The organism is Micromonospora sp. CPCC 205561 (assembly GCF_036906775.1).
GTDB lineage: Bacteria > Actinomycetota > Actinomycetes > Mycobacteriales > Micromonosporaceae > Micromonospora.
Genome location: NZ_JBAKHV010000003.1, coordinates 43,198 through 61,778, shown reverse-complemented (window position 1 = coordinate 61,778; position 18,581 = coordinate 43,198). Strand labels below are relative to the sequence as shown.

Sequence of the window (18,581 nt, the reverse complement as noted above, 5' to 3'; positions counted from 1 at the left end):
ATCTTCCCCGAACGGGGCACGGACACCACCGGAAGGGAGCGGCATGGACCACCACGACGGGATATTGCTCGTGGTCGGCAGCGGCCTGAGCGCCTACAGGGAGTATCTGATGTCCTCGGCGGCCCGCCGGGCGCGCGCGGCCGGCCACGACCTCTGGCTGATCAACGGCACCACCCCGACCTGGCAACGGCCCTACCTGGCCGGATGGACGGTCACGAACGTCCACGACCATGACAACCTGGCCGCCACGGCCCGGAAGCTGGCCGGCACCCGCCCGGTCGTCGGCGTGCTCTGCTGGGACGAGCCCCTGGTGCTTCCCAGCGCCATGATCGCCGCCGAGCTGGAGGTGCCGGGACTGGGCACCGACGGGGTGCTGGGCTGCCGGGACAAGGACCGCACCCGCCGGCTGCTGCGCGCCGCCGGCCTGGCGCAGCCCGCCCACGGCTACGCCACCAGCGTGGAGCAGGCCCGCACGCTGGCCGCCTCGATCGGCTACCCGGTGGTGGTGAAGCCCCGGGCGCTGGGCGCGAGCATCGGCGTCGTCCTGGCCACGGACCAGGCCCAGCTCGACGCCGCGTACCGGGTCGCGGCGGACGCCAGTCTCGCCGGCGACCAGCCCTACCAGGGGGGCGCCCTGATCGAGGAGTACCTGGACGGTCCCGAGATCAGTGTCGACGGAGCCGTCGTGGACGGCGACCACCTGCCGATGTACCTGGCCCGCAAGCAGATCGGGCTGGAGCCGTACTTCGAGGAGGTCGGCCACGTCGTCGACGCCGCCGACCCGCTGCTCGCCGACCCCGCACTGCGGGAGCTGCTCGCGGTCAGCCACCGGGTGCTCGGCATCGGCTTCGGCATGACCCACACGGAGGTGAAGCTCACCGCCCGCGGCCCGGTGATCGTCGAGGTGAACGGGCGACTCGGGGGAGACCTCATCCCGTACCTCGGCAAGCTCGCGACGGGGATCGACCCCGGCGAGGTGATGGTGGAGGTGGCGCTCGGCGTCCGGCCCCGGATCGCCGCGGGACACCGGAGCGTGGCGGGGATCAGGTTCGGCTACCCCCCGTACGACTGCCGGGTGGCCGCGGTGTCGGTGCCCCGGCCCGATCCCTCGGCCGGGATCGTCGCCTCCGCCGCCATGGTCGGACCCGGCACCGAACTCCGGCTGCCACCCGGCGGCTACATCGCCCGCCACTCCTTCGTGGTCTGCGCGGCGGCCGATCCGGACAGCCTCGCGACCCGGCTGCGGGAGGCGACCGACCGGGTGCGGCTGGAGGCCGAACCGCTGGCCCCACCGCCCGTGGGCGCCCCCTTCCAGATGCCGGCCGGACTGCTCGACGTCGAGGACGACGCATCGCCGGAACCCTCGACGGACACCGTTAGGGAGGAACGTTGACACCGCACAGCATCGAGCAGGCGATCTACGGCCTGGTCTCCACCCCCGTGCTGCACCTCGTCGACCGTCACGACATGCTCACCTGTCTGATCAGGAACGGACCGCTGCCCGCCCGCGCGGTCGCCGACCAGCTCGGTCTCGACGCCGACACCGTCGACCGGCTGCTGCTGGTCTGCGTGGCGTTCGGGATCCTCCGGCGCGACGCCGCCGGTGCGTACTGCCTGGTCGAGCAGGCCCTTCCCCTCTTCGACCGCCGCGACGCCCGGTACATCGGCGGCTTCGTCGAGCACCTCGCCACCGGGGCGGCCGAGCGGATGGAGCGGCTGGGCGAGTACCTGCGCCGGGGCAAGGAGGCGGTGGACGCCAGCCGCGAGACCCCGTACGACATCTTCTACCGCGACGAGGAGTCCACCCGGGAGTTCATGGACGCCATGTGGCACCTGAGCCACGGCGTGTCGCGGGAACTGGCTGTCCTCGCCGACCTGCCGGCCGCCGGCCTGCTGGTGGACGCGGGGGGAGCCAACGGGCCCTTCGCGGCCGCCGCGTTGCAGCACTCTCCCGGGCTGCGGGCCGTCGTGTTCGACCTGCCGCCGGTGCGTCCCCACCTGACCCGCGCGGCGCTCGCCGCCGGGGTGGCCGACCGGGTGGACTTCGTGGCCGGCGACTTCTTCACCGAGAACCTGCCGCCCGGCGATCTCATCGCGCTCGGCTACGTGATGTCGAACTGGCCGGACGAGCAGTGCCTGCACATCCTGCGCAACGCGTACCGCGCGTGCGCCGTGGGCGGCCGGGTCCTGGTGATGGAGCGACTGTTCGACGACGACCGGAACGGTCCGTTGGCGACCTCGGTGATGAACCTGCTCATGCAACTGGAGACGCGGGGACGGCATCGGACGGTGGCCGAGTACGTGGCGCTGCTGAGGGCGGCCGGCTTCGACGACTGCACGGTACGCCGGTCCGGTGGCGACAAGCACCTGATCATCGGGCACAAGCCCGTCGACGACCGTGAGCCGTCGGCCTCGGCACCGGGGAACGAGCGGGCATGACACCCACCTTCGACCCGCGGCGACACGGCATCCACCTGCTGGGCCGGCCCGAGGTGATCGCGGATCCCACCGGCTACTTCGACGCCGTCGGCGAGCTCGGACCACTCTTCTTCGACACGGTCGCGCGGGTCTGGGTGTGCTCCGGGTACGCCGAGACCGCCGAGATCCTCTCCGACCACCGGCGCTTCCGTTCCGCCCGGATCCACTCCGCCGAGACCCTGGCCTCGCGCGGGCTGGCCGAGTTCGCCGGCGTCGGCGCGATGCTGCTCGAACAGATGATCTTCATGGATCCACCCGACCAGGTCGAGATCAGAATGGCGGTGCGCGACCAGTTCGCCCCCGCGAGGGTGCGGCGGCGCGACCCGCGACTGCGCGACCTGGCGACCGCGACGGTCCGCTCGCTGCCCGAGCGCGGTGAGGTGGACCTCGTCGGGGACTTCGCCGAGCGGCTGCACGTCGCGCTGGCGGAGACCCTTCTCGGGTCCACCGGCCAGCCGCAGCGACTCGTCGCCTGGGCTGACGCCTACGGCCGGCTCATCGGCAGCCTCTCCACCCTGCCGAACCTGCGCGACCGTGCGGTGCTGCCGGTCCTCGACGAGGCCATGGCCTACTTCCGCGCCGAGGCGCGGCGGCGGCTGGCGGAACCCGGCGACGACCTCATCAGCTCCCTGGTGCAGGCTCTCGCCGGTCGCCCGCGCACGTCGGACAGCGACGCCGAGTTCGGGCTGGAGACCGTCGCCGCGAACTGCGTCGTCTTCACCGCCGGCGGCTACCAGACCCTCACCCACCTGGTCTGCACCGGGTTGCTGCTGCTGGCCGCGAACCCGGACCAGAAGGCCCTGCTGCGCGAGCGGCCGGAGTTGATCGACTCGGCCGTCGACGAGTTCATGCGGCTCGACGGCTCCAGCCAGTACCTGGCCCGCCAGATCGCCGAGGACACCGACTTCCACGGGGTGTCGCTGCGGGCCGGGCAGTCCGTCGTCGTGCTGCCCGGTGCCGCGAACCTCGACGCCCGCAGGTTCACCGAACCGCGGCGGCTCGACATCACCCGGCAGCAGGGCCGGCACCTCGGGTTCGGGATGGGCCGGCACCACTGCATCGGCGCGCCCTACGCCCAGCGGATGGCCGGCTGGGCGATCCTCGCCTTCCTGGACCGGTTCCCCGACTACCGGCTGGCCGACCGGCCGGACGCGCTGCGCTGGGGTCCACACGTGAACACGCGCTGCCCGGCGCACGCGTGGACGGTACTGGAGCACACCGGCGAGGCGGGCGGGGTCGCAGCCGCGGGCCGCGGCGCCGATCCGGTGCCGGAACCGGCCCGCGTCGCCGCGGACCCGGAGCCGGCCCCACCGCCGGGGTGCCCCTTCACCGGAGCCGCGGTCGGGCCCGGGGCCGCCGACCCGTGGCACGAGCAGGTCGTCGCCTGGAACGACACCGCCGCCCCCCTGGGGCCCCTGCGGCACTGGCACGAGGTGTTCGCGTACCGGGCGACCCTCGATCCCGACGCCGTGGCGGTGCTGGACCGGGGGGTGCCGCACACCTACCGGGACGTGGACGAGCGGGCCAACGCCCTCGCCCGGGACCTGCGCACGCGCGGGGTGCAGCCGGAGACCGTCGTGGGCGTGGTCCTGGACCGGTCGGTCGAACTGCTGATCGCGACGGTGGCGATCGCCAAGGCGGGCGGTGCCTTCCTGCTCGCCGAACGCACCTGCCCGCCGGAGCGGCTGCGGGTCATGCTCCGGGAGGCGGCCGTCGGGATCGTGCTCACCGATGCCGCGACCGTGGACCGGCTGGCGGCGTTGCGGCTGCCGGCCGACCCGCTCGTCGTGCCGGGCACCGGGCGGGCCCCGACCGCCCCGGTGACCGGCGTCGCCCCCGGCAACACCGCGTACGTCGTCTTCACCAGCGGAACGACCGGAAAGCCCAAGGCCATCGCGATCTCCCACGAGGCCGTGGTCAACCTGCACCTGGCTCAGCGGCGGGTGTTCGGCATCCGCCCGTCGGACCGGGTCCTGCAGTTCCTGTCACCCAACTTCGACGGCTGCGTCTTCGACCTGACCCTGGCCGCGCTCTGCGGGGCGGTCCTGGTGACCGTGCCGCTGACGGAACTGACCGTCGGGCCGCCACTGCTGCGCACGATGCGCACGTACCGGGTGACCGTGGCGACCCTCACCCCGTCGGTCTGGGCGGCGCTGGCCCCGGATTCCCTACCGGACCTGCGGATCGCGGCCGCGGCCGGGGAACGGCTGCCGGCCGCGGTCCCGCGCCGCTGGGCCGCGCCGGGTCGGCGGTTCCTCAACCTCTACGGCCCGGCGGAGACGGCGGTGTGGGCGACCTGGCACGAGTGCGACCCGGCCGAGGAGGAGCCGCCGATCGGCCGGCCGGTGCCGAACAAGCGGGTGTACGTCCTCGACGAGCAGTCCCGGCCGGTGCCGGTCGGGCACCCCGGTGAGCTGTGCATCGGCGGGACCGGTGTGGGCCGCTATCTCGGCCAGCCGGAGCTGATGGAGCAGCGCTTCCGTCCGGATCCCTTCGACACCCGCCCGGGGCGGCTGGTCTACCACACCGGTGACGTCTGCCGGTGGCGTCCCGACGGGCTGCTGGAGTACCTCGGCCGGCGTGACCGGCAGGCGAAGATCAGGGGTCAGCGGGTCGAGCTGGACGAGGTCGAGCGGGTGCTGCAGGACGCTCCCGGCGTCCTGCATTGCAGCGTCGTGGAGCGCGACGGGCAGCTCCACGCGCTGGTCGTGCCGGACGCCCCGGCCGGTGGGCCGGACACCGCGCACGGCCGGCAGGAACAGATCACCGCCCACCTCGCCAGCCGACTGCACAGCGCGATGGTCCCGTCGAGACTCGAGTTCGTCGACGAGCTGCCCCGAGCGCTGACCGGCAAGACGAGCCGCGAACCGACCGGTGCCCGGGGCGCCACGGCCGCTACGCCCGGACCGCCCCCGTCGGCGCTCCCGACGTCGTCGCCCGCGCCGGCCGTGCCGGTGCCGCCAGCGGTCCCGCCGGTGGCGCCCTCGACCACCGGCGCGGTCCCGCCGCTGGCGCCCTCGACCACCGGCGCGCCGCCGACGGACCGTCACACCTTCGTCCGCGTCACCCTGCTCACCTGGCGGATCGCCCGGATCTTCGCGACCAGCCTGCAGGTTCCGCAACACCGGGTCAGGGCCGACTCGGACTTCTACTCCCTCGGCGGCGACTCGCTGGCCAGCGCCGAACTGCTGGCGGCGCTGGAGGCCGAGGCGGGACTGCTGCTCGACGTGGAGGACCTTTTGATCAAACCGACGCCGGAGGGCATCGCCACCCAGCTGATCAGTCGGCACGAGAACGGAGCACTGACATGAGCCCTGTCGCGGTGCGGCCATCCCTGGTGACGCTGCACGAGCCGGCCCACGCCGACACCACCGGCACGGCGGTGCTGGTGCACGGGACCCTCGACAGGGCCGCGAACTTCCGCACCGTCGCCCGCCACCTGCCCGACTGGCGCGTCGTCGGCTGGGACCGGCGTGGCTGGGCCACCTCGCGGGAACTCGGCGACGAGCACACCACCCTGCGGCACCACGTCGAGGATCTCTGCGAGATCCTGACCCGGGCTCCCGGTGCCGTCGTCGCCGGTCATTCCTACGGCGGGCTCGTCGCGCTCTGCGCGGCGGCCCAGCGGCCGGATCTGCCGGCCGCCGTCGTGGCGTTCGAACCGCCGGTCCGCTGGCTGCCCTGGTGGCGGCCGGAGACCGAGCCCGACAGCACCGGCGACGACGACGCGTCCGGCGCCGTGGAGAAGGTGCTGCGGCACATCCTCGGCGAGGCGGGATGGGTTCGGTTGAGCCGCGAGTCGCGGGCCAGGCTCCAGGCGGAAGGGCCGGCGCTCCTGGTGGAGATGGGCGACCCGAGCCAGGACGAGGTGGCCTTCGACCCCGCGGAACTGTCGGTCCCGGTGGTGATCGCCGCCGGCACGCGATCCCTGCCCGCCCACCGCGAGGTCGCCCACCGCCTCGCCGCGCTCGTCCCGCACGGCGAGTTCACCACCATCGCCGGCGCCGGTCACGCGGCGCACGTCAGCCATGCCCGAGAGTTCGCCCGCCTGGTCGAGCGGGCCGCCGCGCTGGCCGGCGCAGAGGAGCGGGACCGGTGACGGCCGCTCGCGCCCGGACCGCCCCGATCGCCGACAGCAGCTGGCGTGGCCTGGCCGACGAGCTGACCGGCCGGCTCTGGCTGCCGGACCAGGCCCCGTACGACGCCAAGCGAAAACTGTTCAACAAGCGCTACCCGGACGTCCGCCCGGCCGGCGTGGCGTCGGTGCGGACGGTGCGGGACGTCCAACGCTGCCTCCGCTGGGCGGCGGACACGGACCTGCCCGTCGTCGCGCGCTCCACCGGCCACAGCTACGCGGGCTACTCGGTCAACGAGGGCCTCGTGATCGACCTGGCCGCGCTGAACGGGGTGCGCGTCGACGAGTCCACCGGCCTGGTGACGGTCGGTGGCGGCACGACCATGGCGGAGCTGTACCCGGCGCTGCGGCGCCACCAGGTGGCCTTCCCGGCCGGCAACAGCCCGACGGTCGGCATCGGCGGGCTCACCCTGGGCGGCGGGGTGGCCGCGGTCTCCCGGGCCTTCGGGCTGACCTGCGACGCCCTCGTCGAGACCACCGTCGTCACCGCCGAGGGCGCGGTGCTGACCTGTAACGCGACGGAGAACGCCGATCTGTTCTGGGCATGCCGGGGCGGCGGCGGCGGCAACTTCGGGATCAACACCTCCTTCACCTTCCAGGCGCGGGAGGTCCCGGACGTCTCGGTGTTCGGCCTGGTCTGGTCGTCGACCGACCCGGTCGAGTTGCTCACCGTTCTTCAGCAGATCGTGCAGCGGGCCCCGGACGGCTTCTCCGCCCGGCTCGGGCTGGACACGGGTGGGCTGGACCGGGGCCAGGTCCGGGACAACCTCCGGGTCTCCGCCGTGGGCCTGTTCCTGGGACCGGCCGACCAGCTGCGGCAGATCCTGGAGCCGGCCCTGGCCGTGGCGACACCCGTACGACGCCACATCGCCGAGCTGGACTACTGGGAGGGGAACGAGTACCTGCGGCACGACACCTCGGCCGACCGGTTCGCCGCACGCACCCGGGTGTCGACCGAGCCCCTGTCGCCGGAGGTGCTGGGGATCCTGCTGTCCCGGCTGCGCGACTGGCCCGGCAGCCGCAACCCGGACGGCGCCGGGGTGGGGCTCTTCTCGTGGGGCGGCGCGATCAACCACGTGCCGGCCACCGGGACGGCGTTCGTCCACCGGGACGCGCTCTTCCTCGTCTGCATGGACACCTCGTGGACCGCGCGGGATCCGCGGGAACTGGTCGCCGCCCACCACCAGTGGCTGGCGGAGCTGTACTCGGCGACCGGCGCGCACCTGCCGCACGCCGCGTACCAGAACTTCACCGACCCCGACCTGCACGACTGGCGTACGGCCTACTACGGCGGCAACTATGCCCGGCTGCTCGACGTGAAGCGCCGCTACGACCCGGACAGCCTGTTCCGGTTCGACCAGGGCATCGGTTCCTGACACCGACACCGACACCGACACCGGCCCGGCGCGACCGCGGGCCGGACCGGCGGCACGGCACCCGAAGGAGGAACGCATGACCACGGACCCACCCATCAGCTACGACGGCCGACGCTTCCGCAGGCCCGAGGAGGTGACCGACGACCTCGCGACGACGGCGACCTACCACCAGCAGGGCGACCTGGTCTGGGCGGACTTCGCCGGTGGCGAGGTGCGCCGCGGTTCGCTCGTCGGCCGGTGCGCCGAGGACGGCACGATCGCCTTCTCCTACAGCATGGTGCTGCGTGGTGGCGACGTCATCTCCGGCCGGAGCACCAGCCGGCCGGAGGTTCTCGCCGACGGGCGTATCCGGCTGCACGAGGAGTGGGAGCGATTCGCCCCGCGCGCCGGCGCCGGTACCTCCGCCATCGAGGAGGCGGCCCGCTGAGGCGCACCACCATCCCGCCCATCCCGCCCATCCCGCAGGCACGGTGACAGGAGGCCCGCATGTCCGGCACGGCAGCACCCACGCACGCGCCGGGGGTGATCGCGTCCATCCGGGCCACCCCCCGGCCGGTCAGACACCTGTTGGTGGGCGTCCTCGTCAACCAGCTCGGCGCGTTCGTCCAGCTCTTCCTCGTGCTCTACCTGGTGCACCGCGGCCTCTCCGTCGCCCAGGCAGGCGTCTGCCTCAGCGCCTTCGGCCTCGGTGCGGTCGCCGGCACCCTGCTCGGCGGGGAGCTGACCCACCGCGTCGGCACCCGCGCCACCATCGCCGCGACGATGGCCGGCTCCGCGCTTCTGATCGGGGCCATGCCCTGGCTGAGCACGCCCGAGCGCTACCCGGCGCTGCTGGCGGTCACCGCTCTGGCCGGGGCGGCCACGCTCGCGTACCGGCCGGCGGCCGCGGCGATGCTCAGCGACCTGATGCCCGAACAGCACCGGGTGATGGCCTTCTCGATGATGCGCATCGCGATGAACGCGGGAGCGGCGGTGAGTCCGCTACTCGCCGCCGGAGCGATCATGGTCAACTGGAACCTGCTCTTCTGGATCGACGCCATGACCGCCCTGGCGTACTCCGTCCTGGCGATCACGCTCCTGCCCGGCGACGGGCGGGCCGCTCGTCGGGCGGCGTCGTCCGGTGCCGCGCCCGCGCCGGCGGCCGGATACCGGGCGATGGCCCGCGACACCCGGTTCGTCGTCTACCTGGCGGCGATGCTGCTCAGCTCGATGATCTACGCGCAGTTCACCGCCGTGCTGCCGCTGAGCCTCTCCGCGGCCGGTCACCCCGCGGTCGTCTACAGCGCCGCCCTCACGCTGGCCTCGGTGGTCCTGATCACGTGCGAGCTGAAGGTCACCAGCGTGGTGCGGCGCTGGCGTCCGAGCGTCGCGGGCGGGCTGGGCACGCTGCTCTTCGCCGCCGGGATCGCCGGCTACGGCCTGGCCGGTGGGTCGCTCGCGCTCGTTCTGATCTGCACCCTCGCCCTCGTCGCCGGAGTCATGGTCAGCGGACCGACGATGTTCGCCCACGCCGCCACCGCGCCGGCACCGGTCAAGGGCCGGTACATCGGCATCGCGCAGACGATGTACGGTCTCGGGCTCGCCCTCGGCCCGGCCGCGGGCGTGCTCGCCTGGAACCGGATCGACTCCGGCCTCTGGATCCTCTGCGCGGTCGCCGGGGTGGCCTCCGCGGCGTGTGCGGCGATCGGCGTCCGGCGACCGTTCCGTGCCGCCCCGGACCTGCCGGCCGTGGCGGTCGCACCACCGCCGGTGCGGCCGCGCGTCTGACGCGCACCGCTCCGGCCCGTCCTCGGCAGGGCAGGGTGGCGGTCCGCTCCGACCACCCGAGGCGGCCGCCGTCCCGCCGCCGACCGCGGCTGGTCGCGCGGACGCGGGCCGGTCTCGACGTGGTCGTCCTGCTGTCCCACCACGGCCGACACGGCGGCGACGCGCGCGGGCCGGTGCTGGGACACGGCACCGCGTGGGCGTGCCGGCGCAGGGGCCGCGATCAGTTCAGGCATCCGCGGGGGAAGAACCCCCAGGCGATCCCTCCGGCGAGGCGCTGTCCGTTCCACTTCGCCATGACGTACTGGCGGCTCTTGGTGACGTAGCGGACGTCGACCTGTGCCCCCGCCGGCACCGTGCCCAGCAGATGGGTCGGTGTCGCGTTGCTGGAGCCGTACGCGGCGGCGGCGCCGATGTTGCCGTAGACCGGGCAGGGCGTCGTGCTGCGGGTGACCTTCAGGCCGCCGCCCTTGTTCTCGCTCCAGACCCCGTACGGGCTGCACAGCGGGTCGGTGCCCGAGGCGGTGCAGAAGACCGCCTCCGAGTGCCACCACCGCAGGGAGTCGGGCGAGCCGTCGGCCTTGCTGGAGCCCACGACGGACGGGCCGTTGGCACAGGAGTTGGTCATGAAACCGGTCCGCTCGATGGCGAACTTGCTCGTGCCGTAGGCGTACGCGCAGCCGTCGAAGCTGCCCGCGGCGTGTCCCCACGGCCACCGGGTGATCCCCTCGGAGTTGCCGGCGGAGCCGTCGCCGGTGTCCCGGATGTCCATGTGGTCGAAGCTGGTCTTGACCGTGCCGTCGGCGAAGACGAAGTCGCGGGCGAACAGGTAGCCCACCATCGGCCCGTTGGCCTTGTAGCTGAGCAACACCCAGCCCGGACCCATCCCGGTCTGGGCATGGCCGTCCTCGGCGGCGGTCTGTACCCGGTTGACGCCGTAACCCCACGCGTGCGCGGACGTCGGCGCGAGCACCGCCGGGATCAGCGCCATCATTCCCGCCGTCGCCGCGGCGATCAGCGTCCGTCGTAGCCGCACGGTCATCGGAAGGTCCTTCGCCGGTAGTAAGCGCATCAGGCAATTAGATCTGTCGATTGGTGGGCGTGCAACCGGACAGCTCCGGCCCGGCGAGGCCCGACGCCGCCCCGGAATCTCCAGCGGTTGCCTCGGTCGGTACGTCCGCGACGCCCACAGGCCCGGCGCGAGCCGGCTCGCGCGCCTCGTCGGCCTGGCGGATGGAGGTGGCCGCCGCTGGTGGCGCGGCGGGATCGCTGCGCTGCTCGGCCTGCTCGGCCGCCTCTTCCGTCGCAGCCCGCAAGGGATCAGTGGGTCGGGTGCCCGGCGGTGTGCGGTCCGCTGTGGGCTCGCCCTCGGGGTGTTGGGCCAGGTAGCGGATGGCGGTGTTGAGCACGGCGAGCAGTGGGACGGCCACCAGGCCACCGACGACGCCCGCGACGAGGACCCCGGTGGCGATCGCGAGGATCACCGCGAGTGGGTGCAGGGCGACCGCTCGACCCATGATCAATGGCTGGAGCAGGTGCCCTTCGACCTGCTGAACGGCGATGACGACACCGAGGATGATCAGCGCGCTGACTGGTCCCTCGGTGACGAGCGCGACGAGAACGGCGACGACTCCGGTGACGGTGGCGCCGACCACCGGGATGAAGCCGCCGAGGAACACCAGCGCGGCCAGCGGCAGCGCGAGGGGGATGCCCAGCACCGCGAGGCCGATGCCGATGCCCACGGCATCGACGAGCGCCACCAGAACGGTGGCCCGCACGTAGGAGACCAGGGTGTGCCAGGAGTAGTGCCCGGCCCGAGCGGTAGGGATGCGGGCGGCGCGGGGGAGGAGTCGGCAGAGGAAGGCCCAGATCTGGCCGCCGTCGCGAAGGTAGAAGAACAGGGTGAACAGGACGAGGAAGAACCCGGCGGCGACCTCGCCGATGGTGGCGGCGGTGCTCAGCGCGCCGGAGGTGAGGGCGGCCTGGTTGTCGGTGACCGACGCCTGGAGGCGGTCGACGGCGTCGTCGAGTTGGGTCTGGGACAGCTTCAGCGGGCCCTGCGCCAGCCAGGTCTGAATCTGGTCGACGCCCTCGCCGACCTGCGTGCCCAGATCGTCGAGTTGCGAGATGAAGGTCCGCACGATGAGGGTGAGGGCGCCGAAGACCACTGTCAGGCCGGTGACGAGGACCAGCACGGCGGCCAGGGTCCGGTTCATGCCCCTGCGGCGCAGGGCCGCGGCCATCGGCTCGAACAACGCCGCCAGTAGCAGTGCGACAGCGACGGGAATCACCACCACGCGCAGCAGGCCGACAAGGCGGACGAGCAGGTATGCCGCCGCGATGAACAGGATGATCCGCCATGCCCACGCCCCGGCCGTGCGTACCCCTCGGGGTAGACCGTCGTCGACCGTGGGTGGCTGCTCCACGACCATGACCGGCGCGGACGTGTCCCCCAGTTGCGGGCCGGCGGTGAATGGCGGCGGCTCCCACCCCCGCCGGGCTGCGGCGAGGCGGTTCCGCGCCCGGCGCCGGGCAGTGTCAGCCCAGGTGGTGACCGGGTCCGTGGCGTCAGAAGGTGGTACTGGCATCGAAACTCCTCATGGTGACGACCGCGAGACCGCCGCAGCGACGCAGCGGATCGAGCCGGACATCTGCGGTGGGCCCGGAGCGGCCACCGGGAGGTGGGCCAGCCGATGCGACCGCGGCGGAAAGGACGCTCGACCTCCGGATGGACACCGCAGGTCGGTGATCAGCCGCCGGGCGGCAGGACCTCGTGCGGCCGTGATCGCCGGGCGGGGCTAGGTGTGGGCGGAACGAGGCCGGCGCACGTCGAGCTTCGGGGCTGCGGCCGCGGGCTCGAACTGTCCCGCACCCTGGGTCGGGATCCACGGACCGGATGTCGGCAGGTCGTCGCGCAGCGTCGCGATGTGCCCCATGGCCGTCATGTCCAGCACCCGTCGTGTGCTGGTCGTCGGACGGCAGACGATCAGCGCGGTGTCGTCCGGGAGGGTGAGGTGCACCCGGGCGAGGAAGTTGGGCAGGGTGGAGCAGGCGAAGGTGACAGCAGCCACGTCAACGACGATCTCGCTCGGCGCGATGGCGGACAGGCGGTCAGCCACGTCTGACAGCGCCGGACCGGCCTCCAGATCGATCTCCCCGGCGAGGCGGACCAGGGCGACGGGGGCGCCTGGGGCAGTCAGGACGGTGAGGACGAAGTGTTCGCCGGACAACTGGGCCATAGCCTCACCTCGGCACGGTTCGACGAATGCCGGGGGCTGGGGCAACGGTTCAGAAGGGACCGTGTCCAGGATGCTACCGCGTTACGCCTGGTCGCGCGACTGCTCAGCCAGCCGGCGACGCGTGCTCTCCGTGCGACGCGATGGCTTCGCGGCTAGGCTCGACCCACCGGATCCGCGAGCCCTGCTGCCCATCCTTCGGCGGCACCTCAGGAAGGTGCCAGCCGTGCCGCGACCACAATTCCTGCTTTCCTGTCCATCGTGCCGGTGCGCCGGCGCGAGTCGTGACGTCGGTGCGAGCGATGGATGACCGCACCGCGGTCATCAAGGACCTCATCCTGCGGCACCCCGGCGGATCCGGCGGCAACGACGGCCTGCTGCGGCGGGTGTGTGGTGCCGCAGCGCAGGAGCTGGCAGCGTCCGGCGCGGGCATCAGCGTGATGACCCGGGACGGGGTCCTGGGGGCCGCCGCCGCGACCGACCCGGTCAGCGAACGTATCGAGGAACTGCAGTTCATGTTCGGTGAAGGACCCTGCATCGACGCCTTCGCGAGCCGCCGCCCGGTGTTGATCTCCGATCTCGGCGATCTCGTGGCCCGCGCGGGCGGTCGTTGGCCGTTCTACGCCCCCGCCGCCCACGAGGACGGCCTCCGCGCGGTGTTCGCCTTCCCGCTGCAGATCGGCGCTGCCCGCCTGGGCGTCCTGGACCTGTTCCGCGACCGTACCGGCCCGCTGACCAACTCGGAACTCACCGACGCCCTCACCTTCGCCGACGTCACCGTCACCGCTCTGCTCGACCGGCAGGAGCAGGCGGGAGGCCGTGGTGTCGCCGACATCGACGACGATGCGGCCGGGTACCGTGCGGAGTTGTTCCAGGCCCAGGGGATGGTCATGGTGCAGCTCGGGGTCACCCTCGGTGAGGCGATGGTGCGGATCCGGGCCTACGCGTACGCCGAGGACCGCCGTCTCAGCGAGGTGACCCGGGATGTCGTCGCGCGCCGGCTGCGGTTTGACCGCGCCGAGCCGTAACGCCAGGTTTCTGTGACTGCGTGGACAAGGGCCGGACGAGCCGGGAGGCAAGCATGACCATCGTTTCCGCCGAACGGATGGCGAAGATCTTCGTCGAGGTCGCCGACACCCTGGTGGACGACTTCGACCTGATCGATTTCCTGCACATGCTGACCGAGCGGGCGGCCGACCTGGTCAGTGCGGCTGCCGTCGGGCTCGTCCTGGCCGATCAACACGGCCGGCTCGAGTTCATGGCGGGCTCCAACGAGAACGTCAAACTGGTGGAGCTGTTCCAGCTGCAGAATCACGAGGGCCCGTGCCTGGAGGCCTTTCAGACCGCCGTGCCCGTCATCAACGTCAACCTGGGCGAAGCCCATGACCGGTGGCCCCGATTCGCACCGCGTGCCACCGCCGCCGGGTTCCAGTCGGTGCACGCGTTCCCGATGCGGCTGCGCACGCAGGTGATCGGAGCGTTGAATGTCTTCGGTGGCACCAAGGGTGGCGACTTCGAGGACACCGACGTACCGGTGGTGCAGGCTCTGGCGGATGTCGCGGCGATCGGGCTGCTGCAGGAGCGCGCAATCCGACGCGGTGAGCTCCTCACCGAGCAACTACAGGGCGCGCTGAACAGCCGCGTCGTCATCGAACAGGCCAAGGGCGCGGTCGCGCAGGCCGCAGGTGTCGACGTGGACGAGGCGTTCGCCGTCATCCGCGGTTACGCCCGCCGCCACAACCGGAAACTGACCGAGGTGGCCCACGCCTTCGTCAGTGATCCGGCCATGCTGGCAAACAACCTCCACGCCTGAAGGCATGCTCGGCTGGCCGGCCCATCCGGTCGTGACCGCCGCCCCCTGACCTCCACCTCGCGCCGACGGCAAACAGCCATCGCATCGGGAACCGGAGACGGAGACGGAAGTGGCCGGGCCGGGCCGGCCCGGCCACCTCCCACCGTCTCCTCGCTGGGGCCTCGTGCGGCAAGCGGCCCTTCCGGTCGGAAGCGGTCACCCTCGGCGAGGGCGCGCGGCTGGTCACCGACACACGGCGGGCAGGCCCAGTCGACGGTACGACGGAGCGGTGGATCAACCGGTCGCGCAGGCCAGCCCGTCGAGGGTGGAGCCGACCGGGCGGTTGTTGCTGGTGGACCAGCCGGCGAGGAAACCGAACTCGACCGTCCCGCCGGCGGGCAGGGCGGAGTTCCAGGACGTGGGGGTGACCGTCACGTCCGCGCCGTCCTGCCGGCTCGTGCCGTTCCAGAGCTGGCGGATCAGCTGCCCGTCCGCGAACCGCCAGCGCACCGTCCAGCCGTCGTGCGCCCGCGGCCCGGTGTTGGTGATCCTGAGACTCGCCTGGAAGCCGCCCGGCCACTGGTTGGTGACCGTGTACGTCGCCCGGCAGGTCTCCGGCCCCGTGGTCGGCGTGGGCGTCGGCGAGACGGTTGGCGAGACGGTCGGGGAGACGGTCGGCGTCGGAGTCGGGTTGATCCGGCTCGGGTCGACGATCCCCCAGTACGCCGACTTGGCCTGGAGTTCCGTGTCGAACAGCAGCGGCGCGTCCTTGCGGGCCACCGGGAAGGTGTCCAGCCAGGTGTCGTCGTCCGCCAGCCCCCACAGGGTCACCGAGGTCAGCTCGTCGGCGTAACGGCGGTAGAGGGCGAAGAGGTCCCGGTACCGGTACGCCTGGGTCAGCAACCGGTCGGCCGGCGGGGTGGGGAAGGACTCGCCGCTGTCGACGTAGATGCTGACGTCCATCTCGGTGACCTGCTGCTCCACCCCGAGCGGGATGAACGCCTGGAGCATCGCCTCGGTCTCGGCGACCGACGGCCATTGGACGTTGACGTGCATCTGGTGCCCGACGCCGTCGATCGGCACCCCTTCGGCGCGCAGTCGACCCACCAGGTCACGCAGCTTGTCGCGCTTGGCCGGCACGTTGGTGTTGTAGTCGTTGATGTAGAGCTCGGCCGTCGGCGCGACCTCCCGGGCCACCCGGAACGCGGTCCGCAGGTAGTCCAGTCCGCTGATCTCGTACCAGCGGCTGCGCCGCAGCCCGTCGGACTGGTTCTCGTCGATCACCTCGTTGGCGACGTCCCACACTCCGATCGCGTCGCCGTACCGGCCGACGACCGCGCGGATGTGCGCCTCCAGGCGGGACAGCAGCAGGGCCTTGTCGGCCGGGTCGGAGGTCAGCGGGGTGCCGTCGGTGTCGGTGAAGACCCAGGCCGGCGTCTGCTGGTGCCAGACGAGGGTGTGTCCGCGTACCGCCAGGCCGTTGTCGGTGGCGAAGCCGACCTGCGTGTCGGCGTCGGCCCACCGGAAGGTGCCCTCGGTCGGCTGGGTCGCGTCCCACTTGAGTGCGTTGCCGGGGGTCACCGTGTCGAAGTGCCGGCGCAGCAGGACCGCCTGGTCGCCGATGATCTGCCGGTTGCCGATCGCCGCCCCGATCGGGAAGTCGGCGACCAGCACCTCACGCAGGGCGGGGATGTCGGTCTGCACCGGCCTGGTCGGCTGGTAGGCCATGGTGAAGTCGTCGATGTGCAGGTCGGCGGTGCCGCTGACGGTCTCCACGTACGCCGACAGCCCGTCCACGTCGTGCGCGAGCACGTACGTGCCACTGAGCCGGACCCAGGCGTCGGCGGTGACCGCGGTGTCACCCACCACCTGGTCGTAGGCGGAGGTGCCGCCGGAGTCGCGTTGCACGCTGAGCCGGACCTGGCCGGGCGACTGGCCGGCGGCGAGCCGCACCCACACCGTCAGCGTGTAGCGGGTTCCCTTGACCATCTCGTCGAGCAGGTCGAGGGCGGGGCCCTGCCAACTCGCGGTGCGGCCGGAGGCGAGCAGGCTGTGGGTGCCGCCGTGGGCGACGGCGGTGCTGACCGCGACGGTCTCCCCGGCCCGGGGGCGGAAGCCCTGGGTGGTGCCGTCCTCGAAGGTGGCGTCGAGCACGAGGACGGGGTCGGCGGCGCGGGCGGGCGGGGTGGACAGCGGCGCGGCGGCGGCCACGGCGACGGTGGCGAGGCAGGCCAGGGCCAACAGCCCGGGCAGGAGGCGGTGACGGCGCGTCCAGGGAGCGCGCATGGGGTGTCCTTCCGGTACGGATGGGCGCGCGCGGACCGCTGGGCGAGGTTCTCGCGGAGACGGTCGCACGCCGGTCGACCGGCATGAGCCCGCATGCCGGTGGTCGGTGGTCCCGCTCCCGCTGGACTGATGGTACGGATCACGGACGCGGCGCTCCAGCACCGTGTGGCCGAGCGGCGAGCCCCGCCACGCCCGCGCCGGCAGGGGCCCGGGCGACAGGAGCGCGTCGGGGTGGACGGCTCGTCGCCGGCGAGGTCGCCCAGGCTCAGAGAACGCCGTCGAGCCGGCCGCGCCAGCCGCCGAGCACCTCGCCCGGGTCGGTGTCGAGCACCCGCTCGACCAGCGTGGCGTAGACGTCCCGGAAGTCCGTGGTGAATCTGAGGTCGCCGTCGTCGAGTTCGGTGAGGCTCGGCGGTTCCCCGTACAGCCCGCCCCGCACGCCGGAGCCGAGCAGCAGCACGTTCGAGGCGGTGCCGTGGTCGGTGCCGTCCGAGGCGTTCGCCCGCACCCGGCGGCCGAACTCCGAGTAGACGATGAGCACCACCTTCCGGCCCGCCTCGCTCCGCGCCATCCGGTCCACGAAACCGCTCACCGCCCGGTCCACCTGCCCGAGCAGGACCTCCTGCAACTGCTTCTCGTCGGCGTGGGTGTCGAAGCCGCCCAGGGAGACCGAGAAGACCCGGGTCGAGACCTCCGCCTCGACGCACTGGGCGACCAGGTCCAGTTGGGCGTCGAGCGGGGTACGCGCGCCGCCGGTCGCGGTGGCCGGGGCGGCCTCGCCGTCCGGCTCCTGGTCGGCTGCCGCCTCGGTGTCGCGTACCTCGCGGATCAGCTCGTCGACGCTGCGCAGGTCGGCGAAGCACGCCGCCGCGCGGGCGCGGGCCGGCGAGTCCTCCGGCGAGGCGGCGGCGAACCCGGCCAGCGTGGCCTCCGACAGCGCCCGGGAGGCCTTTCGTTCGGCCACCGGCACCGCCGCTCCCGCACTGCGCTCCCCGGCCAGCAGCGGTGGCAACGCCGGTTCGAAGGAGACCGCGAGGCGGGGATCGCCTCCGGCCCGGTCGAGCCAACGCCCGAGCCATCCGGTGTTGCCGGGCCGCTCCGGCTGGGCGGTCTGCCAGATGTCCATCGAGCGGAAGTGACTGCGGTCCGGCTTCGGGTAGCCGACGCCCCGGACCACCGCCAGCCGTCCCTCGCCGTGCAGCCGGTGCAGCCCGGCCAGCGCCGGGTTGAGCCCGACCTCGTCGTCGAGCCGCCTTACCTCCTCGCCGGTGTACGCCAGCTCGGGGCGGGCGTCGCGGTAGGCGGGGTCGGCGTACGGGATGACGGTGTTCAGGCCGTCGTTGCCGCCGTAGAGAGTGACCAGCACCAGGGTGCGTGCCCGCGGGTCACGCTCGCCCGAGGTGGCGAGCAGGTCGCTCAGGCCGTACGCGGTGGCGCCGGCCGCCAGGGCGCCCGCGCCGACCACCCCGCTGGCCACCAGGAACCGCCGTCGGGTCAGGGTGTCCATGGTCTCG

At 72.8% G+C, this 18,581-nt stretch carries 14 protein-coding genes; 9 read left to right on the top strand and 5 right to left on the bottom strand.

All coding sequences use genetic code 11. The features are described 5' to 3' along the window. Window positions 1–43: 43 nt before the first annotated feature. The 7 genes from V6V16_RS03810 (at window position 44) to V6V16_RS03780 (ending at window position 9,756) form a co-directional block, all read left to right on the top strand. A complete protein-coding gene (locus tag V6V16_RS03810) occupies window positions 44–1,393 on the top strand; it encodes an ATP-grasp domain-containing protein (RefSeq protein ID WP_334559492.1) in 1,350 nt (449 codons plus the stop codon). After that, the gene (locus V6V16_RS03805) at window positions 1,390–2,439 is read left to right on the top strand and encodes a methyltransferase (RefSeq protein WP_334559491.1); all 1,050 of its coding nucleotides are present in this window, start codon (window positions 1,390–1,392) and stop codon (window positions 2,437–2,439) included. The genes V6V16_RS03810 and V6V16_RS03805 overlap by 4 nt, the downstream gene beginning before the upstream one ends. Further along, entirely contained in the window at window positions 2,436–5,789 is a 3,354-nt protein-coding gene (locus V6V16_RS03800; protein WP_334559489.1) for an amino acid adenylation domain-containing protein, read from the top strand. Before V6V16_RS03805 ends, V6V16_RS03800 begins: the two co-directional genes overlap by 4 nt. Then, on the top strand, window positions 5,786–6,577 hold the full coding sequence (locus V6V16_RS03795) for an alpha/beta fold hydrolase (RefSeq protein WP_334559488.1): 792 nt from the start codon (window positions 5,786–5,788) through the stop codon (window positions 6,575–6,577). The genes V6V16_RS03800 and V6V16_RS03795 overlap by 4 nt, the downstream gene beginning before the upstream one ends. After that, on the top strand, window positions 6,574–7,989 hold the full coding sequence (locus V6V16_RS03790; RefSeq protein ID WP_334559486.1) for an FAD-binding oxidoreductase: 1,416 nt from the start codon (window positions 6,574–6,576) through the stop codon (window positions 7,987–7,989). Before V6V16_RS03795 ends, V6V16_RS03790 begins: the two co-directional genes overlap by 4 nt. Before the next feature lie 76 nt (window positions 7,990–8,065). Next, window positions 8,066–8,416, top strand: coding sequence for a hypothetical protein (locus V6V16_RS03785; protein ID WP_334559484.1), 351 nt, complete (start codon window positions 8,066–8,068; stop codon window positions 8,414–8,416). 59 nt (window positions 8,417–8,475) lie between these two features. Then, a complete protein-coding gene (locus V6V16_RS03780; protein WP_334559482.1) occupies window positions 8,476–9,756 on the top strand; it encodes an MFS transporter in 1,281 nt (426 codons plus the stop codon). Between the two features lie 220 nt (window positions 9,757–9,976). Here the strand turns inward: V6V16_RS03780 and V6V16_RS03775 are convergent, their stop codons facing one another. From V6V16_RS03775 to V6V16_RS03765, 3 genes are all read right to left on the bottom strand, one after another. Beyond that, window positions 9,977–10,795, bottom strand: a complete 819-nt coding sequence (locus V6V16_RS03775) for a hypothetical protein (protein WP_334559481.1) — start codon at window positions 10,793–10,795, stop codon at window positions 9,977–9,979. A 37-nt stretch (window positions 10,796–10,832) separates the two neighbouring features. Continuing rightward, on the bottom strand, window positions 10,833–12,185 hold the full coding sequence (locus tag V6V16_RS03770; protein ID WP_334559479.1) for an AI-2E family transporter: 1,353 nt from the start codon (window positions 12,183–12,185) through the stop codon (window positions 10,833–10,835). Window positions 12,186–12,551: 366 nt separating this feature from the next. Next, window positions 12,552–12,992 (bottom strand): STAS domain-containing protein, encoded by a 441-nt coding sequence (locus V6V16_RS03765; protein WP_334559478.1) that lies wholly within the window; start codon window positions 12,990–12,992, stop codon window positions 12,552–12,554. Window positions 12,993–13,132: 140 nt separating this feature from the next. Between V6V16_RS03765 and V6V16_RS03760 the strand changes: the two genes are divergently transcribed. Beyond that, on the top strand, window positions 13,133–14,017 hold the full coding sequence (locus V6V16_RS03760; protein WP_334559477.1) for a GAF and ANTAR domain-containing protein: 885 nt from the start codon (window positions 13,133–13,135) through the stop codon (window positions 14,015–14,017). 53 nt (window positions 14,018–14,070) lie between these two features. After that, a complete protein-coding gene (locus V6V16_RS03755; protein ID WP_334559476.1) occupies window positions 14,071–14,802 on the top strand; it encodes a GAF and ANTAR domain-containing protein in 732 nt (243 codons plus the stop codon). A gap of 273 nt (window positions 14,803–15,075) precedes the next feature. Here the strand turns inward: V6V16_RS03755 and V6V16_RS03750 are convergent, their stop codons facing one another. Together V6V16_RS03750 and V6V16_RS03745 are read right to left on the bottom strand one after the other, a co-directional pair. Beyond that, window positions 15,076–17,067 (bottom strand): endo-1,4-beta-xylanase, encoded by a 1,992-nt coding sequence (locus V6V16_RS03750; protein WP_334559475.1) that lies wholly within the window; start codon window positions 17,065–17,067, stop codon window positions 15,076–15,078. Between the two features lie 265 nt (window positions 17,068–17,332). After that, window positions 17,333–18,574, bottom strand: coding sequence for a DUF1501 domain-containing protein (locus V6V16_RS03745; RefSeq protein ID WP_334559473.1), 1,242 nt, complete (start codon window positions 18,572–18,574; stop codon window positions 17,333–17,335). Between the last annotated feature and the right edge of the window lie 7 nt (window positions 18,575–18,581).